The 16028-nt window shown below is 70.8% G+C and carries 10 protein-coding genes and 1 pseudogene; 10 read left to right on the forward strand and 1 reads right to left on the reverse strand.

What is annotated here, in order from left to right:
* The first annotated feature begins 271 nt into the window (after nt 1-271).
* The 10 genes and pseudogenes from iolC to ACIBJH_RS19725 all read left to right on the forward strand — a co-directional run bounded on the left by iolC (nt 272) and on the right by ACIBJH_RS19725 (nt 15506).
* Nucleotides 272-1237: a 5-dehydro-2-deoxygluconokinase gene (gene iolC / locus ACIBJH_RS19680; RefSeq protein ID WP_399118205.1), complete on the forward strand. Its 966-nt coding sequence runs from the start codon at nt 272-274 to the stop codon at nt 1235-1237.
* Nucleotides 1238-1449: 212 nt separating this feature from the next.
* The gene (locus ACIBJH_RS19685) at nt 1450-2319 is read left to right on the forward strand and encodes a deoxyribose-phosphate aldolase (RefSeq protein ID WP_399118206.1); all 870 of its coding nucleotides are present in this window, start codon (nt 1450-1452) and stop codon (nt 2317-2319) included.
* Between the two features lie 145 nt (nt 2320-2464).
* Nucleotides 2465-2560: pseudogene (locus ACIBJH_RS19690) on the forward strand (5-deoxy-glucuronate isomerase); the annotation flags it as partial.
* Between the two features lie 137 nt (nt 2561-2697).
* Nucleotides 2698-4614 carry a 3D-(3,5/4)-trihydroxycyclohexane-1,2-dione acylhydrolase (decyclizing) gene (iolD, locus tag ACIBJH_RS19695; protein ID WP_399118092.1) on the forward strand — a complete coding sequence of 639 codons (1917 nt, stop codon included), beginning with the start codon at nt 2698-2700 and terminating at the stop codon, nt 4612-4614.
* Nucleotides 4615-4628: 14 nt separating this feature from the next.
* Nucleotides 4629-6131: a CoA-acylating methylmalonate-semialdehyde dehydrogenase gene (mmsA, locus tag ACIBJH_RS19700; RefSeq protein ID WP_399118093.1), complete on the forward strand. Its 1503-nt coding sequence runs from the start codon at nt 4629-4631 to the stop codon at nt 6129-6131.
* A gap of 207 nt (nt 6132-6338) precedes the next feature.
* Nucleotides 6339-7751, forward strand: a complete 1413-nt coding sequence (locus tag ACIBJH_RS19705; protein ID WP_399118094.1) for an APC family permease — start codon at nt 6339-6341, stop codon at nt 7749-7751.
* 189 nt (nt 7752-7940) lie between these two features.
* Nucleotides 7941-10847 carry an alpha/beta fold hydrolase gene (locus ACIBJH_RS19710; protein WP_399118095.1) on the forward strand — a complete coding sequence of 969 codons (2907 nt, stop codon included), beginning with the start codon at nt 7941-7943 and terminating at the stop codon, nt 10845-10847.
* Entirely contained in the window at nt 10844-11707 is an 864-nt protein-coding gene (locus tag ACIBJH_RS19715) for an ABC transporter permease (RefSeq protein WP_399118096.1), read from the forward strand. Before ACIBJH_RS19710 ends, ACIBJH_RS19715 begins: the two co-directional genes overlap by 4 nt.
* Nucleotides 11708-11854: 147 nt before the next feature.
* Nucleotides 11855-13456, forward strand: coding sequence for a von Willebrand factor type A domain-containing protein (locus ACIBJH_RS19720; protein ID WP_399118097.1), 1602 nt, complete (start codon nt 11855-11857; stop codon nt 13454-13456).
* 118 nt (nt 13457-13574) lie between these two features.
* A complete protein-coding gene (locus tag ACIBJH_RS19725) occupies nt 13575-15506 on the forward strand; it encodes an AMP-dependent synthetase/ligase (protein WP_399118098.1) in 1932 nt (643 codons plus the stop codon).
* 68 nt (nt 15507-15574) lie between these two features.
* On the opposite strand, the gene ACIBJH_RS19730 is transcribed toward ACIBJH_RS19725, so the two are convergent.
* A complete protein-coding gene (locus ACIBJH_RS19730) occupies nt 15575-15985 on the reverse strand; it encodes a rodlin (protein ID WP_399118099.1) in 411 nt (136 codons plus the stop codon).
* Nucleotides 15986-16028 lie beyond the last annotated feature (43 nt).

The following is a 16028-nucleotide window of genomic DNA, read 5'->3' on the forward strand; positions in this document are numbered from 1 at the left end:
AGTGAGGGACGGGAAGCGCCTGTGGACCGGGTGTGACGCAAGGCCCGCGTACACGCGACATGTGTGACATGAAGGGGGCGTTTGTGACGCAAGTGACGCAAAGGCGCGCGCGAGGGCGAGGGCGCGGCGCGTTGACACCTGGCCACAAGGGACCCGCACCCGACAAACAGCCGGTCTTACCCCGTCTCGTCCGAATGTCTGGACAAAACATTGACAGGGCTCGGGCCACGGGACTAGAAACCGTGGAGAGCCGAAATGAATGGGGAAGTCGATGGCGTACGACCTGATCACCATGGGGCGGCTAGGGGTGGACCTCTATCCGCTGCAGACGGGCGTGCCGCTGCCCCAGGTGACGACCTTCGGGAAGTTCCTCGGCGGCTCGGCGGCGAACGTCGCCGTCGCCGCCGCCCGGCTGGGCCGCGAGGTCGCCCTGGTCTCGCGCACCGGCGACGACCCCTTCGGCACCTACCTGCACGAGGCCCTGCGCGACTTCGGCGTCGACGACCGCTGGGTCACCCCGGTCGCCGCGTACCCGACCCCGGTCACCTTCTGCGAGATCTTCCCGCCGGACGACTTCCCGCTGTACTTCTACCGGCAGCCCAAGGCCCCGGACCTGGAGATCGACGCCCACGAGCTCGACCTGGACGCGATCCATGAGGCCCGGATCTTCTGGATCACCGGCACGGGCCTGAGCGAGGAGCCCAGCCGTACGGCGACGCTCGCGGCGCTCGCGCACCGCGCCAAGTCCGGTACGACGGTCTTCGACCTCGACTGGCGGCCGGCGTTTTGGAAGGACGCAGCCTGGACGGACCCGAGCGCGGCCCGCCCGTTCTACGAGGAGGCCCTGCGCCACACCACCGTCGCGGTCGGCAACCTCGACGAGGTGGAGGTCGCCACCGGAGTGCGCGAGCCGCACGCCGCAGCCCGCGCGCTGCTGGACGCCGGTGTCGAACTCGCGGTCGTCAAGCAGGGCCCGAAGGGCGTCCTGGCCGTGCACCGCGACGGTACGACCGCCGAGGTGCCCCCGCTGCCCGTGAACGTGCTCAACGGACTCGGCGCCGGTGACGCCTTCGGCGGCTCGCTCTGCCATGGTCTGCTGGCCGGCTGGGACCTGGAGAAGATCATGCGGCACGCCAACGCGGCCGGGGCGATCGTCGCCTCGCGCCTGGAGTGCTCGTCCGCGATGCCTACGGCTGCCGAGGTCGAGGGCGCGATCGCGGCCGGAGCGGTGCTGTGAGGGCCGGCCGCGTGGCGGGCGCCGAGCACGAGCGCGAGGGCGGGGACGGCAGCGGTGACGGAAACAGGGGCGGGGACGGCGTGACGCACGCGCATCTGGACCACGAGGGCGGCGACGGTCTCACCGGCCACGAAGGCGGCCCCGGCAACTCCGGTCCGGCCGGCAACTCCGGACCCTCCAGTCACGACAGTGGCCCCGGCCCCCGCGTCGACATCTCCGAACTCGTCCGCGTCCGCGCTCGCCACCCCGAGGCGATAGCCGAGGCCGCCGCGCGCCGCGTCCGCCGCCCGCTCCTCAATGACGCGGGCCGGCTGATGATCGTCGCCGCCGACCACCCCGCCCGCGGCGCGCTCGGCGTCGGCGACCGCAAGCTCGCCATGGCCAACCGCGCCGAACTCCTCGAACGCCTCTGCCTCGCGCTGTCCCGGCCCGGTGTCGACGGCGTTCTCGCGACCGCCGACATCCTGGACGACCTGCTCCTCCTCGGCGCTCTCGACGGCAAGGTCGTCATGGGCTCGATGAACCGCGGCGGCCTCCAGGGCGCCCGCTTCGAACTCGACGACCGGTTCACCGGCCACCGCGCCGAGGACATCGAGCGGCTCCGCTTCGACGCGGGCAAGCTGCTGCTGCGCATCGACTACGACGACCCGGGCTCCCTCACCACCCTGGAGTCCACCGCCCGCGCCATCGACGACATGGCCGCGCGCCGACTCCCGCTGTTCGTCGAGCCGTTCATCAGCCGCCGCACCGACGAGGGCAAGCTGAAGAACGATCTCTCCGCCGAGGCCGTCATCAAGTCCATCGCCATCTCCTCGGGCCTGGGCGGCACTTCGGCCTACACCTGGCTCAAGCTCCCGGTCACCGAGAACCCGGACGACATGGCCCAGGTCATGGAGACCTCCACCCTCCCCGCCGTCCTTCTCGGCGGCGAGGTCGGCGACGACCAGGACGGCGCCTACGAGAAGTGGCGCGGCGCCCTCCAACTCCCCACCGTGCGGGGCCTGGTGGTCGGCCGTTCGCTGCTCTATCCGCCGGACGGAGATGTGGCCGCCGCCGTCGACACCGCCGTCGGGCTGCTGTGAGGGCCGGCTGATGACGGCCGCCGGTGACGGGCAGTGGATCGTGCTTCCGATCAGCGGTGGATGTACCGTGCGAATTGCGGACCAAAAGGCCCAACTCGCGGACCGAAAGGTCCAACTCCCGGGCGGGGAAAGCATGTTCGCCCGGGCCCAGAACGCCTCCGGCGCGGGAGGCCGCTTCGCCCTGGCAGGAGCGAAGTGCGAGCGACGACTCCCCGCTCGCTACGGCCCCGCGCCGGAGGTCTCCAACACGACCGATCACCCTGCGTGTCGGAGCATGCGCACTGAGGTTCCCGGCCCCGGGCATCGAGTCGGACGGGGTCGCGGAGCCGTACCGGAGTGGCGGATCAGCTTGCACCCGGACCACACGGAGGAACACCGATGACCTCAACGACGAGGCTCACGGTCGCACAGGCGCTCGTACGCTTCCTGTCCGCCCAGTACACCGAACGCGACGGCGTACGGCGGCGGTTGATCAGTGCGACCTGGGGCATCTTCGGCCACGGCAACGTGGCCGGGCTCGGCCAGGCGCTCATCGAGTACGCCACCGTGCCCACGGGGGAGACATCCCCCGCGTCACCGGTCATGCCGTACCACCAGGGCCGTAACGAACAGTCCATGGTGCACGCGGCGGTCGGCTACGCGCGGCAGTCGAACCGGCTGTCGGCGCACGCCGTCACGACCTCCATCGGTCCCGGCGCCACCAACCTCGTCACCGGCGCCGCGCTCGCCACGATCAACCACCTCCCGGTCCTGCTCCTCCCCGGCGACACCTTCGCCACCCGCCCCGCCGACCCGGTGCTCCAGCAGCTCGAAGTCCCGTACGCGGGCGATGTGTCGGTCAACGACTGTCTGCGCCCGGTGTCCAAGTACTTCGACCGGATCACCCGCCCGGAAGCGCTGATCCCGGCCGCACTGAACGCCATGCGTGTCCTCGCCGACCCCGTCGAGACCGGGGCCGTAACTCTCGCGCTCCCGCAGGACGTTCAGGCCGAGGCGTACGACTGGCCGGAGGAGTTCTTCGCCGAACGCACCTGGTACGTACGGCGACCGGCCGCCGATCCGGCCGAACTCGCCGAAGCGGTAAGGGCAGTTCGCGAAGCTCGGAGGCCGCTCGTCATCGCGGGCGGCGGAGTCCACCACAGCCGCGCCGAGGCCGCCCTCGCCGAGTTCGCGGCGGCCACCGGCATCCCGGTCGCCTCCACCCAGGCAGGCAAGGGCTCCCTGAACCACGACCACCCGCAGGACGTCGGCGGCATCGGTCACACCGGCACCGCGACCGCCGACGAACTCGCGCGCCTGGCCGACCTGGTGATCGGCGTCGGCACCCGCTACACCGACTTCACCACCGCCTCCCACACCCTCTTCGAACGCCCCGGCGTCCGCTTCCTCAACCTCAACATCGCCTCGTACGACGGCCATAAGCTCGCCGGACAACCCCTGATCGCCGACGCCCGCGGCGGACTGACCGCGCTGGCAAAGAAGTTGGGCCGCCACGGTCACCGGGTCGACGCGTCGTACATCGCCGAGTACCGCGAGGACAAGGAGCGTTGGGAACAGCGCGTCGACGCCTGCTACGAGGCCGACGAGCCCGACGTACGCCCCACCCAGCCCCAAGTCCTGGGCGCACTGGACGAGATCGTCGACGGCTCGGACATTCTCATCAACGCGGCGGGCTCGCTCCCCGGCGACCTCCACAAGCTGTGGCGGACGCGGTCGAACGACCAGTACCACCTGGAGTACGGCTACTCCTGCATGGGCTACGAGATCCCGGCCGCGATCGGTGTGAAGCTGGCCGCGCCGGACCGGCCGGTGTGGGCGCTGGTCGGCGACGGCACCTATCTGATGATGCCGACGGAGATCGTGACCGCCGTGCAGGAAGGCATCGCGATCAAGGTGGTGCTGATACAGAACCACGGGTACGCGTCCATAGGCGGCCTGTCGGAGTCGGTCGGCGCCGAGCGGTTCGGCACCGCGTACCGCCACCGGGCCGACGACGGCACCTACACCGGCGCCCCGCTGCCCGTCGACCTCGCCGCCAACGCGGCCAGCCTCGGCATGCGCGTGCTGCGCGCGAAGACCGTCCGTGACCTGCGTACGGCGCTCGCCGAGGCGCGGGCCGCGGACACTCCCACTTGTGTCTACGTGGAGACCGAAACCGCAGACACTGTGTCGGGCGCGCCTCCGGCGCAGGCCTGGTGGGATGTTCCTGTGGCCGAGACCGCGGCCCGATCGTCCGCGGTCAAGGCGCGTGAGCTGTACGAACGGCACGTCACCACCCGACGCCGCCATCTGTGAAGGAGCAACTGGGCATGACGAAGATCGTCAACCACTGGATCGGCGGCAAGACCGTCGAAGGCGCGTCGGGGAACTACGGGCCGGTCACCGACCCGGCGACCGGCGCGGTCACCACGAAGGTCGCGTTCGCGTCGGTCGAGGAGGTCGACGCGGCCGTCGCCGCCGCCAAGGACGCCTACGCGACCTGGGGCACCTCCTCGCTCGCCAAGCGGACCACGATCCTCTTCAGGTTCCGGGCGCTCCTTGAGGCCAACCGGGACGCCATCGCCGAGCTGATCACCGCCGAGCACGGCAAGGTGCACAGCGACGCGCTGGGCGAGGTCGCGCGCGGCCTGGAGATCGTCGACCTGGCGTGCGGGATCACCGTGCAGCTGAAGGGCGAACTGTCGACCGAGGTCGCGTCGCGCGTCGACGTGGCGTCGATCCGTCAGCCGCTGGGCGTCGTGGCCGGCATCACGCCGTTCAACTTCCCCGCCATGGTGCCGATGTGGATGTTCCCGATCGCCATCGCGACCGGCAACACCTTCGTCCTCAAGCCGTCCGAGAAGGACCCGTCGGCGTCCCTGAAGATCGCCGAACTCCTCGCCGAGGCGGGCCTCCCGGACGGCGTCTTCAACGTCGTGCACGGCGACAAGGTGGCCGTGGACCGTCTCCTTGAGCACCCGGACGTCAAGGCGGTCTCCTTCGTCGGCTCGACCCCCATCGCCCGCTACATCCACACCACGGCCTCCGCGAACCACAAGCGCGTCCAGGCCCTGGGCGGCGCCAAGAACCACATGCTGGTCCTCCCCGACGCCGACCTCGACGCGGCGGCCGACGCGGCCGTCTCCGCCGCCTACGGCTCGGCGGGCGAGCGCTGCATGGCCATCTCGGCCGTCGTCGCGGTCGGCTCCATCGGCGACGAGCTGGTCGAGAAGATCCGCGAGCGCGCCGAGAAGATCAAGATCGGCCCCGGCAACGACCCGACGTCCGAGATGGGCCCGCTCATCACCGCCGTGCACCGCGACAAGGTCGCGTCCTACGTGACGGGCGCGGCGGCGGAAGGCGCCGAGGTGGTCCTCGACGGCACCGGCTACACGGTCGAGGGCTTCGAGGACGGCCACTGGATCGGCATCTCCCTCCTCGACAAGGTGCCGACCACCGCGAAGGCCTACACGGACGAGATCTTCGGCCCGGTCCTCTGCGTCCTGCGCGTGGACACCTACGACGAGGGCGTGGCGCTGATCAACAGCTCCCCCTTCGGCAACGGCACCGCGATCTTCACCCGGGACGGCGGCGCCGCCCGCCGCTTCCAGCTGGAGATCGAGGCCGGCATGGTCGGCGTCAACGTCCCGATCCCGGTCCCGGTGGGCTACCACTCGTTCGGTGGCTGGAAGGACTCCCTCTTCGGGGACCACCACATCTACGGCAACGACGGTACGCACTTCTACACCCGAGGCAAGGTCGTCACCACCCGCTGGCCCGACCCGGCCGACGCCCCGACCGGCGTCGACCTCGGGTTCCCGCGCAACCACTGAGCCGTCTTCAGCAGCACCGAATGGGGCCGTCCGCATCGCGGACGGCCCTATTTTTTCGCTACGACGACTGCGGTAACCGTAGGAACCCGAACCGGGGCCGACACTGCCCGCGGACGCCGAATACGTCACTCTCGACGGACTGGATCAACGAATTCCGTAGGTGAACACCCATTGACGTGATGGTTTCCGTCAATGTTCCATCAGCGCGTGACCGACACCCTCCCCACCGCCGAAGCTGCCGAAGCCGCCGTCTCCGAGGCGCCGTCGGACAGCTCCCGAAGCCCCCGGCAGCTCAAGCGCTCCATCGGCATGGTCGGTGGCACGCTCCTCACGCTCTCCTGCGTGACACCGGCCTCGACGCTCTTCGTGGTCGTCCCCGACCTGTTCGGCTCGCTCGGCACCGCGACCGCCCTCACGATCGCGATCGGCTCGGTCCTCTGCATCGCCGTCGCGTTCTGCTACTCGGAGCTGGGCACCCTCATCCCCAGCGCGGGCGGCGAGTACGCGATGGTGTCGACGCTGGCGGGCCGCCTGGCGGGCTGGCTGGTCTTCGTCCTCTCGCTCCTGGTCGTGATGATCGTCCCGCCGGTGATAGCGATGGGCACGGCGGACTACCTGACCCCGATCGTCCACCTGAACCCGTCGATGACCGGCGCGGGCGTGATGCTGCTGGCCACGCTGGCGGGCCTGCTGGACCTGAGGGCCAACGCGTGGATCACGGGCATCTTCCTGGTGCTGGAGGTCATAGCGGCCGGAGTCGTGGCCCTCCTCGGCTTCACGCACAGCCACCGGGGCCTGGGCAGCCTGACCTCGATGCAGGTCGCCGGCACGGGCAGCCACACGGACACCGTGACGGCGATGCTGGTGGTCTCCGGCCTGGCGATCGCCCTCTTCGTCACCCAGGGCTTCTCCACGGCGGTCTACCTCTCCGAGGAACTGGAGAACCCCCGCCGCAACGTGGCCCGCACGGTCCTCGCCACCCTCGCGATCTCCACGGTGATCATCCTGGTCCCGGTGGTCGCCATCACGATGGGCGCGTCCGACCTCTCGACCCTCACCGGCGGCGACATCAGCAGCATGGTCACGGCCTGGTCCAACTCGGCGGTCGGCACCTTCGTCAGCCTCTGCGTGGCCCTCGCGATCATCAACGCGGGCATCGTCATGGTCATCCAGAACTCCCGAGTCCTCTTCGCCTCCGCCCGCGACAAGGCCTGGCCCACCCCGGTCAACACGGTCTTCGCCAAACTCGGCCGCTTCGGCTCCCCCTGGGTCGCCACCCTCGCCGTGGGCATCCCCGGAGCAGTCCTCTGCTTCGTCAACCTGGACACCCTTTACGGCGTGACGGGCGTGTCGGTGACGGGCATGTACCTGCTGGTAGCGGTAGCCGCACTCCTGTCCCGCCGCGGCTCACACCGCCACACACACGCGTGGCGCATGCCCCTCTGGCCCGCGATGCCGATCCTCCTGATCGCGGTCCTGGCGTACATCCTCACGCAGCAGGAGACGAGCTACTTGCTGTGGACAGGGGGCATAGTCGCCGCGGCCACCCTCTACTGGGCGCTCTATTTGCGCCCGCGCCGCGAAACCCGCTGGCTTGTGTCGATCCCTGAGGAGGACTAAGGCCCCGAAGGGGCCGAGTCCTCCTCAGGGGCGCGGGGAACTGCGCGACCAGCCCCCACGCACGTGCACCCGGCAAACGACATAAGCCTCCCGAGCTAGTAGCCGTACACCAGCCGCGGTACACCCCTCACCCCCGGTTCACCCCAGGGTCGCCCCCAACTGTCAGAGACGCCCCGTACCGTTGACGACATGGATCTTCGCCCGCAGCTACGACTACGACGCCCACGGCAGTGGCTCGCCGCCACAGCCGCCGTAGCCGTGCTCGCCGCCGCCGGCACCTGGACGGCCGTGGCCTCCGACAAACCGCCGGAGGTACACCGCTCCGACCGCGTCATGGCCGTGGACGGAGTGCGCCTCGACACCTCGTACTTCACAACCGGCGGAGCCGCCCGCCGCCCCGCCGTCCTCCTGGCCCACGGCTTCGGCGGCAGCAAGGACGACGTACGGAAGCAGGCCGAGGGTCTGGCCAGAGACGGCTACGCGGTACTGACCTGGTCCGCCCGCGGCTTCGGCAAGTCGACCGGCAAGATCGGGCTCAACGCCCCGGACGGCGAGGTCAAGGACGTCTCCAAGCTGATCGACTGGCTGGCGAAGCGGCCGGACGTCCAGCTCGACAAGCCCGGCGACCCGCGCGTGGGCGTGGCGGGCGGTTCCTACGGCGGAGCGATCTCCCTGCTCGCCGCCGGGTACGACGCCCGCGTGGACGCCATCGCCCCGGCGATCACGTACTGGAACCTCGCGGACGCCCTGTTCCCGAACGGCGTCTTCAAGAAGCTCTGGGCGAGCATCTTCATCAACTCCGGTGGCGGCTGCGCCAATTTCGAGCCCCAGTTGTGCGCGATGTACGACCGGGTCGCCGAGTCGGGCAAGCCGGACGCGGCAGCGCGCGCACTCCTCCAGGAGCGCTCCCCGTCCGCCGTCGCCACGCACATCAACGTGCCGACCCTCCTGCTCCAGGGCCAGACCGACTCCCTGTTCCCGCTCGGCCAGGCCGACGCCGCCGCGAAGGCGATCCGCGCCAACGGCGCCCCCGTGGACGTCGACTGGATCGCGGGCGGCCACGACGGCGGCGACATGGAGACCAGCCGCGTCCAGGCCCGCGTGACCTCGTGGTTCGACCGGTATCTGAAGGACGACAAGAACACCGACACCGGCCCGGCCTTCCGCGTCACCCGCACCGGAGGCGTCGACTCCACGGACGGCGCCGCCCAACTGCGCGGCGCGAGCGGCAGCGCCTACCCCGGCCTGGAGAACGACCCGCGCGCGATCGCCCTTACCGGCCGCCGCGAGCAGTCCTTCACCAGCCCGGCCGGCGCCAGCCCGCCCGCGATCTCCGCCCTGCCCGGCCTCGGCGGCGCGGGCGGCCTGTCCCAGCTGTCCTCCCTGGGCGTCGGCATCTCCCTCGACTTCCCCGGCCAGTACGCCGCGTTCGACTCCAAGCCCCTCACCCAGGGCCTCCGCATCACCGGCTCGCCCACGGTCACCGTCCACGTCAAGTCGACGAGCGACGACGCCGTCCTCTTCGGCAAGGTCTACGACGTCGGCCCGGGCGGCACCCAACAGGTGCTCCCCTCCCAGCTGGTGACCCCCCTCAGGGTCGAGGGCGCCAAGGCGGGCAAGGACGTCACGATCACCCTCCCGGCCATCGACTACGACGTCCAGAGCGGCCACCACCTGCGCCTGGTCCTCGCCTCGACGGACCTCGCGTACTCCTCCCCGACCGCCCCGGCGACGTACACCGTCACTCTGAAGAGCGACCTCAAGGTGCCGACGGCCCCCGGCGTCACGACCGCGGCGGCGACATTGCCGTCCTGGGTGTGGTGGCTGCCGCTGACCGGCGCGGCGCTCGCACTGGCGCTACTGCTGACCGGGCGCAGGCGTACCACGTCCACACCCCCCGACCCCGAACTGGCCGAAGTCCCGCTCCAGATCACCGACTTGAGCAAGCGGTACGCGAAGTCGGCGGACCGGTACGCGGTACGGGACCTGTCCTTCCGTGTGGAGAAGGGCCAGGTGCTCGGCCTGCTGGGCCCGAACGGCGCGGGCAAGACGACCACCCTGCGCATGCTGATGGGCCTGATCAAACCGGACGCCGGCGAGATCAGGGTCTTCGGCCACGCGATCCGCCCGGGCGCCCCGGTGCTGTCCAGGGTCGGCGCCTTCGTCGAGGGCGCGGGCTTCCTCCCGCACCTCTCCGGCCGCGAGAACCTGGAGCTGTACTGGCAGGCGACCGGACGGCCCCCGCAGGACGCCCACCTGGAGGAGGCCCTGGAGATCGCGGGCCTCGGCGACGCGCTCGCCCGCGCGGTGCGCACCTACTCCCAGGGCATGCGCCAGCGCCTCGCCATCGCCCAGGCCATGCTGGGCCTCCCCGATCTCCTCATCCTCGACGAACCGACCAACGGCCTCGACCCGCCGCAGATCCGCGAGATGCGCGAGGTGATGATCCGCTACGCGGAGGCGGGCCGCACGGTCATCGTCTCCAGCCACCTCCTCGCGGAGGTCGAGCAGTCCTGCACCCACCTCGTGGTCATGGACCGCGGCCGACTCGTCCAGGCGGGCCCGGTCGCGGAGATCATCGGCTCCGGCGACACCCTGCTCGTCGGCCTGGCCGCCGACATCCCCGACCCGCTGGTGGAGAAGATCGCGGCCCTTCCGGACGTGGAGTCGGTGGCACGGGCGGAGGGCGGCCTGCTGCTGCGGCTGGCCTCCGACGACGGTCCGCCCTCCGGTGGCCAACCGGCCCCCGCCGACCAACTGGCCCCCGGCGACCGCCTGGTGTCCGCCGCCTCCCCGGCGGGCGGCGCCGTGGCAGAGGGGCCCGGCGCGGCGCGCGAGGCGCAGGGCGCCACCGCTGCCGAGGCGTCCGGCGTCGCACTCGACGCGCCGGTGCCCCCGTCCCTCGCGGAGGACCCGGCGACCCCGGCGACCCCGTCCACCGCACCGAGCCCCTCCTCGGCGCACCCCACCCACGGCTCGCCCACCGCGGCCAGACTCCTCGTGGAACTCGTACGACTCGAAGTCCCCGTCTCCTCCGTCGGCCCCCACCGCCGCCTGGAAGACGCCTTCCTCACCCTGATCGGAGGTTCCGCATGAGCACGCTCGCCGAGCCCGTAGAGGTGGCCTCCGGCTACCGCGCGGGCCGCACACTGCCCCTCCGGGTAGAGCTGGTACGGCAGTTGAAGCGGCGCCGCACCCTGGTCATGGGCGGCATCCTCGCCGCGCTGCCCTTCATCCTGGTGGCCGCCTTCGCGATCGGCGGCACCCCGGGCGAGCGCAACGGTCAGGTGACCCTGATGGACACGGCCACCTCGTCCGGCGCCAACTTCGCCGCGGTGAACCTGTTCGTGTCGGCGGGCTTCCTCCTGGTCGTCCCGGTCGCCCTGTTCTGCGGGGACACCGTCGCCTCGGAGGCCAGCTGGTCGTCCCTGCGCTATCTGCTGGCGGCACCCGTGCCCCGGGCCCGCCTGCTGTGGTCGAAGCTGGTCGTCGGCCTGAGCCTCAGCCTGGGCGCGATGATCCTGCTCCCGCTCGTCGCGCTGGCCGTCGGCACCGCCGCCTACGGCTGGGGACCGCTGGAGCTGCCCACCGGCGGCGCGATCGGCTCGGGCACGGCCGCCCAACGCCTGCTCGTGGTCGTGGCGTACATCTTCGTGTCCCAACTGGTCACCGCCGGGCTCGCGTTCTGGCTCTCGACGAAGACCGACGCACCCCTGGGCGCGGTCGGCGGCGCGGTCGGCCTGACCATCGTCGGCAACGTCCTGGACGCCGTCACCGCCCTCGGCCACTGGCGCGACTTCCTGCCCGCGCACTGGCAGTTCGCCTGGGCGGACGCCGTACAGCCCCATCCGGAGTGGTCCGGCATGATCCAGGGCACGGCGGTCTCCGTTACGTACGCCATCGTGCTGTTCGCCCTGGCCTTCCGGGGTTTCGCCCGCAAGGACATCGTTTCCTAGGTCACCGGAGGATCACCCACCGGTCTCGACGGGCCATGATCGCGACCCCTTCGAGACGCTTCCGCAACTCCCCGTAGCGCACGTTCCCGTCCCCTCCGCCGTCACAGTCGCAGAAGCCGACGTCAACGGACCGAGGGGGCACGGGAGATGGGAACCAACCAGACCGACCGAACACGACCGGCGCAGGAGTACGCCCGCCACCGCACCCGGCGACCTCGACGCCTGCACGCCACCCTGCTCGCCCTCACCGCCGCGGGCGGCCTGCTGCTCACCGGCTGCAGCGCGGGCGGCGGCAGCAACACCAGCAGCGCGGACGGGGCGAACCGGACCGGCTTCCCGGCCCCGGCCCCCGCCACCACCTCCGGCGGCGACAACAGCGGCGAACAGGACGGCGAGCAGACAAGCACCCCCGCCGACAAGATCGCCCCGTCCCCCGACTACCTCTCCACCTTCGCCCTCGACGTCGACACCGCCTCCTACGGCTACGCCCGCCGCGTCCTCGCCGACGGACAGCTGCCCGACCCGTCGACGATCCGCCCCGAGGAGTTCGTCAACAGCTTCCGGCAGGACTACGAACGCCCCGACGGCAACGGCTTCACGGTCACCGTCGACGGCGCCCGCACCGACAGCGCCAACTGGTCCCTGGTCCGCGTCGGCCTCGCCACCCGCACCGCCGACGACAACGCCGAACGCCCGCCCGCCGCCCTCACGTTCGTCATCGACGTCTCCGGCTCCATGGCCGAGACGGGCCGCCTCGACCTCGCCAAGAAGTCCCTCGACGAGATGACCGACCGGCTGCGCGACGACGACTCGGTCGCACTCGTCACCTTCAGCGACGAGGCCGAGACCGTCCTCCCGATGACCCGCCTCGACGGCCACCGCGGCAAAGTCCACCACGCCATCGACGAGTTGGAGACACAGTCCTCCACCAACCTCGGCGCCGGCGTCGAGACCGGCTACGCCACCGCCACCGAGGGCCTGCGTGAGGGCGCCACCAACCGGGTCGTCCTCGTCTCCGACGGCCTCGCCAACACCGGTGACACCAAGGCCGATTCGATCCTGGAACGCATCTCGAACGAACGCCGCGACCACGGCATCACCCTCTTCGGTGTCGGAGTCGGCAGCGACTACGGCGACGCCCTGATGGAGAAACTCGCCGACAAGGGCGACGGCCACACCGCCTACGTCTCGGACGACGCCGACGCCCGCAAGGTCTTCGTCGACCAACTCCCGCAGAACATCGACCTCACCGCCCGCGACGCCAAGGCCCAGGTCGCCTTCGACCCCGAGACGGTCGCGCAGTTCCGCCTCATCGGCTACGAGGACCGCAAGGTCGCCGACGACGACTTCCGCGACGACAACGTCGACGGGGGCGAGATCGGCCCCGGCCACACCGTGACCGCCCTCTACGCCGTCCGCACCAGGCCCGGCGCCGACGGCCACCTCGCCACGGCCAGTGTCCGCTGGCTCGACCCCGACACCCGCGCCCCGCACGAGGAGTCGGGCCAACTGGAGACCGACGCCCTGCACGACTCCCTGGCCGACGCCTCCCCCCGCTTCCAAGTCACCGCCGTGGCCGCCTACTTCGCCGACTCCCTCCGCACACAGGGAGACGACGCCGGCTCCCTGCCCGGCAACCCCGGACTCGACGAACTCGCCGACCGCGCCCACGCGTTGGCGAAGCGGACGGAGGACAAGGACGTACAGCAACTCGCCGAGGCGATCGACGAGGCGGCCCGGATGAACTGAACCCGACCGAACCCGGATCCAACCCGGACTCAACCCCACCGACCCCATTGACCTTCCCCTACTTGTGAGTAAGTTGACGCCCCAGTCACCGTCCCACCGCCGACCGGGAGCAGCCGACATGGGCGTACGCAAGGACCTGAAGCGGGCGCGGCAACGCACCGACCTGGCGGCCCGCACCCGGGTCGAACTCACCAGGGACGAGCGGGGCGTCGTACAAGAGGCGAGCACCCTGCCGCTCGCGCCGCGCCCGACGACCGGCAGTACCGCCGACCTCCCGTTCACCAACGCGGCGGAGGCCCCCGACACCGTGGTCCTCCGCCGCGAACAGAACGGCACCTGGCACTCCGTGACCGCTGCCGCCTTCGCCCGTGAAGTCACCGCCACCGCAAAGGGGTTGATGGCCGCCGGCCTCGAACCGGGCGGCCGGGTCGCGGTGATGTCCCGCACCCGCTACGAGTGGACCGTCCTCGACTTCGCGATCTGGGCGGCCGGCGGCCGGACCGTGCCGATCTACGCGACCTCGTCCGCCGAGCAAGTGGACTGGATCGTCAGGGACTCGGGCACCCGCTTCGTCGTCACGGAGACCTCCGAGAACACCGACACGGTCATGACGGGCACCGCCCGCCACCCCCAACACCCGCGCATCTGGCAGCTGGACGCGGGAGCCATGGCCGAACTCGCCACCCTGGGCCAGGACATCACCGACGAGGAGGTCACCAAGCGCCGTACTGCGCTCACCCCCGACACGGTCGCGACGATCTGCTACACCTCCGGCACCACCGGCCGCCCCAAGGGCTGTGTCCTCACCCATGCCAACCTGCACGCCGAGGCCGCCAACACGGTCGAGCTGCTGCACCCGCTCTTCACCGAGGTCACCGGCCAGGTCGCCTCGACGCTCCTCTTCCTCCCGCTCGCGCACATCATGGGCCGCACCCTGCAGATCGCCTGTCTGATGGCCCGCATCGAGATCGGCCACTGCCCGAGCATCAAGTCCGACGAACTCCGCCCGGCGCTACGGGAGTTCAGGCCCACGTTCCTGGTCGGAGTGCCGTACCTCTTCGAGAAGATCCACGACACCGGCCGCGCGACGGCCGAACGGATGGGCCGCGCCGCCTCCTTCGACCGCGCCGACCGCGTCGCGGTCCGCTTCGGCAAGGCGTACCTCGACAAGTTCCTCGGCACCGGAAAGGGTCCGAGCCCCGCCCTGTACGCCGCGTGGGCCCTCTACGACCTGCTGGTCTTCCGCCGTATCCGCAGCGAACTCGGCGGCCGGATGCGGTACGCCATCAGCGGCGGCTCCCCGCTCGACCGCGACCTCAACCTCTTCTTCGCCGCGGCCGGAATCATCGTCTACGAGGGCTACGGCCTCACCGAGACCACGGCCGCCGCCACCATCGTCCCGCCCCTGCGGCCCCGCCCCGGCACCGTCGGCCTCCCGGTGCCCGGCACCACGATCCGCATCGCCGACGACGGCGAGGTGCTCATCAAGGGCGGGGTGGTCTTCGGCGCGTACTGGAACAACCCGGCGGCCACCGACGCCGTACTGCGGGACGAGTGGTTCGCGACCGGGGACCTCGGCGCGCTCGACGAGGACGGCTATCTCACCATCACCGGCCGCAAGAAGGACATCCTCGTCACCAACGGCGGCAAGAACGTCTCGCCGGCCGTCCTGGAGGACCGGCTGCGCAGCCGCGCCCCGGTCGGCCAGTGCCTGGTCGTCGGCGACAACCGCCCCTTCGTCGCCGCCCTGATCACCCTCGACCCCGAGGCCATCACCCACTGGCTCGCGGTCCACAAGCTCCCGGCGGACACCCCGCTCGCCGACGTCGTACGGGACCCGCGCCTGCGTGCCGACGTCCAGAAGGCCGTGGACTACGCCAATCAGGCCGTCTCCCGCGCCGAGTCCATCCGCGCCTTCGCCCTGGTCGAGGGCGAGTTCACCGAGGACAACGGCCTGCTCACCCCGTCCCTGAAACTCAAACGGCATGTGGTGACGGCGGCCTACGCGGACGACATCGAAGCGCTCTACGCGAAGCCGAAGCAGGCGTAGAAGCCGTAGAAACAAGAGAAGCGGGCCGCCGAGGTGCTCGGCGGCCCGCTCTCGTGGTGCTGGTGGGGTCAGCTGCCCACGGCGCCGTTGCCCGACAGGACCGGGATGTTGTCCAGGATGTGCGACAGCGGCTCGTCGCCCTTGGCCTGGGTGGAGTTCTCGGTGCACTGCTGGTTCTGCGGGGCCGAGAGGATCGGCACGTCCTGCAGAACGGTGACCGGCACGACACCGACGATCGAGGCCAGGTTCGCCTTGACCGGCAGGCCGACACAGGGCTTGTTCAGGGTGCCCTGGACGAGGGAGAGCTGGGGGCTCATGTCGCCCTTGGTCTCCTGGTTGCCGTACTTCTGCACGGCACCGTTGCCGTTGGTGGTGGTGACACCGTCGTCGTTGCCGATGGCCATCGCCGGGGTGGCGATGGCGGCGGTGGCACCGGCGAGGGAGGCGGCAACAGCCGCGGTCGCCCACAGCTTCTTCATGTTCAAACCCTTTCGGAGGACGGACCCCGTTGCGGAGCCGCGC

Source organism: Streptomyces sp. NPDC050548 (assembly GCF_044457385.1).
GTDB lineage: Bacteria > Actinomycetota > Actinomycetes > Streptomycetales > Streptomycetaceae > Streptomyces.

Bases quoted from the DNA above. Each gene is read 5' to 3' on its own strand.
- ACIBJH_RS19730 (WP_399118099.1), bottom strand. From the start codon at position 15,985: ATGAAGAAGCTGTGGGCGACCGCGGCTGTTGCCGCCTCCCTCGCCGGT.
- ACIBJH_RS19720 (WP_399118097.1), top strand. From the start codon at position 11,855: ATGGGAACCAACCAGACCGACCGAACACGACCGGCGCAGGAGTACGCC.
- ACIBJH_RS19725 (WP_399118098.1), top strand. From the start codon at position 13,575: ATGGGCGTACGCAAGGACCTGAAGCGGGCGCGGCAACGCACCGACCTG.
- mmsA (WP_399118093.1), top strand. From the start codon at position 4,629: ATGACGAAGATCGTCAACCACTGGATCGGCGGCAAGACCGTCGAAGGC.
- ACIBJH_RS19715 (WP_399118096.1), top strand. From the start codon at position 10,844: ATGAGCACGCTCGCCGAGCCCGTAGAGGTGGCCTCCGGCTACCGCGCG.
- iolD (WP_399118092.1), top strand. From the start codon at position 2,698: ATGACCTCAACGACGAGGCTCACGGTCGCACAGGCGCTCGTACGCTTC.
- iolC (WP_399118205.1), top strand. From the start codon at position 272: ATGGCGTACGACCTGATCACCATGGGGCGGCTAGGGGTGGACCTCTAT.
- ACIBJH_RS19710 (WP_399118095.1), top strand. From the start codon at position 7,941: ATGGATCTTCGCCCGCAGCTACGACTACGACGCCCACGGCAGTGGCTC.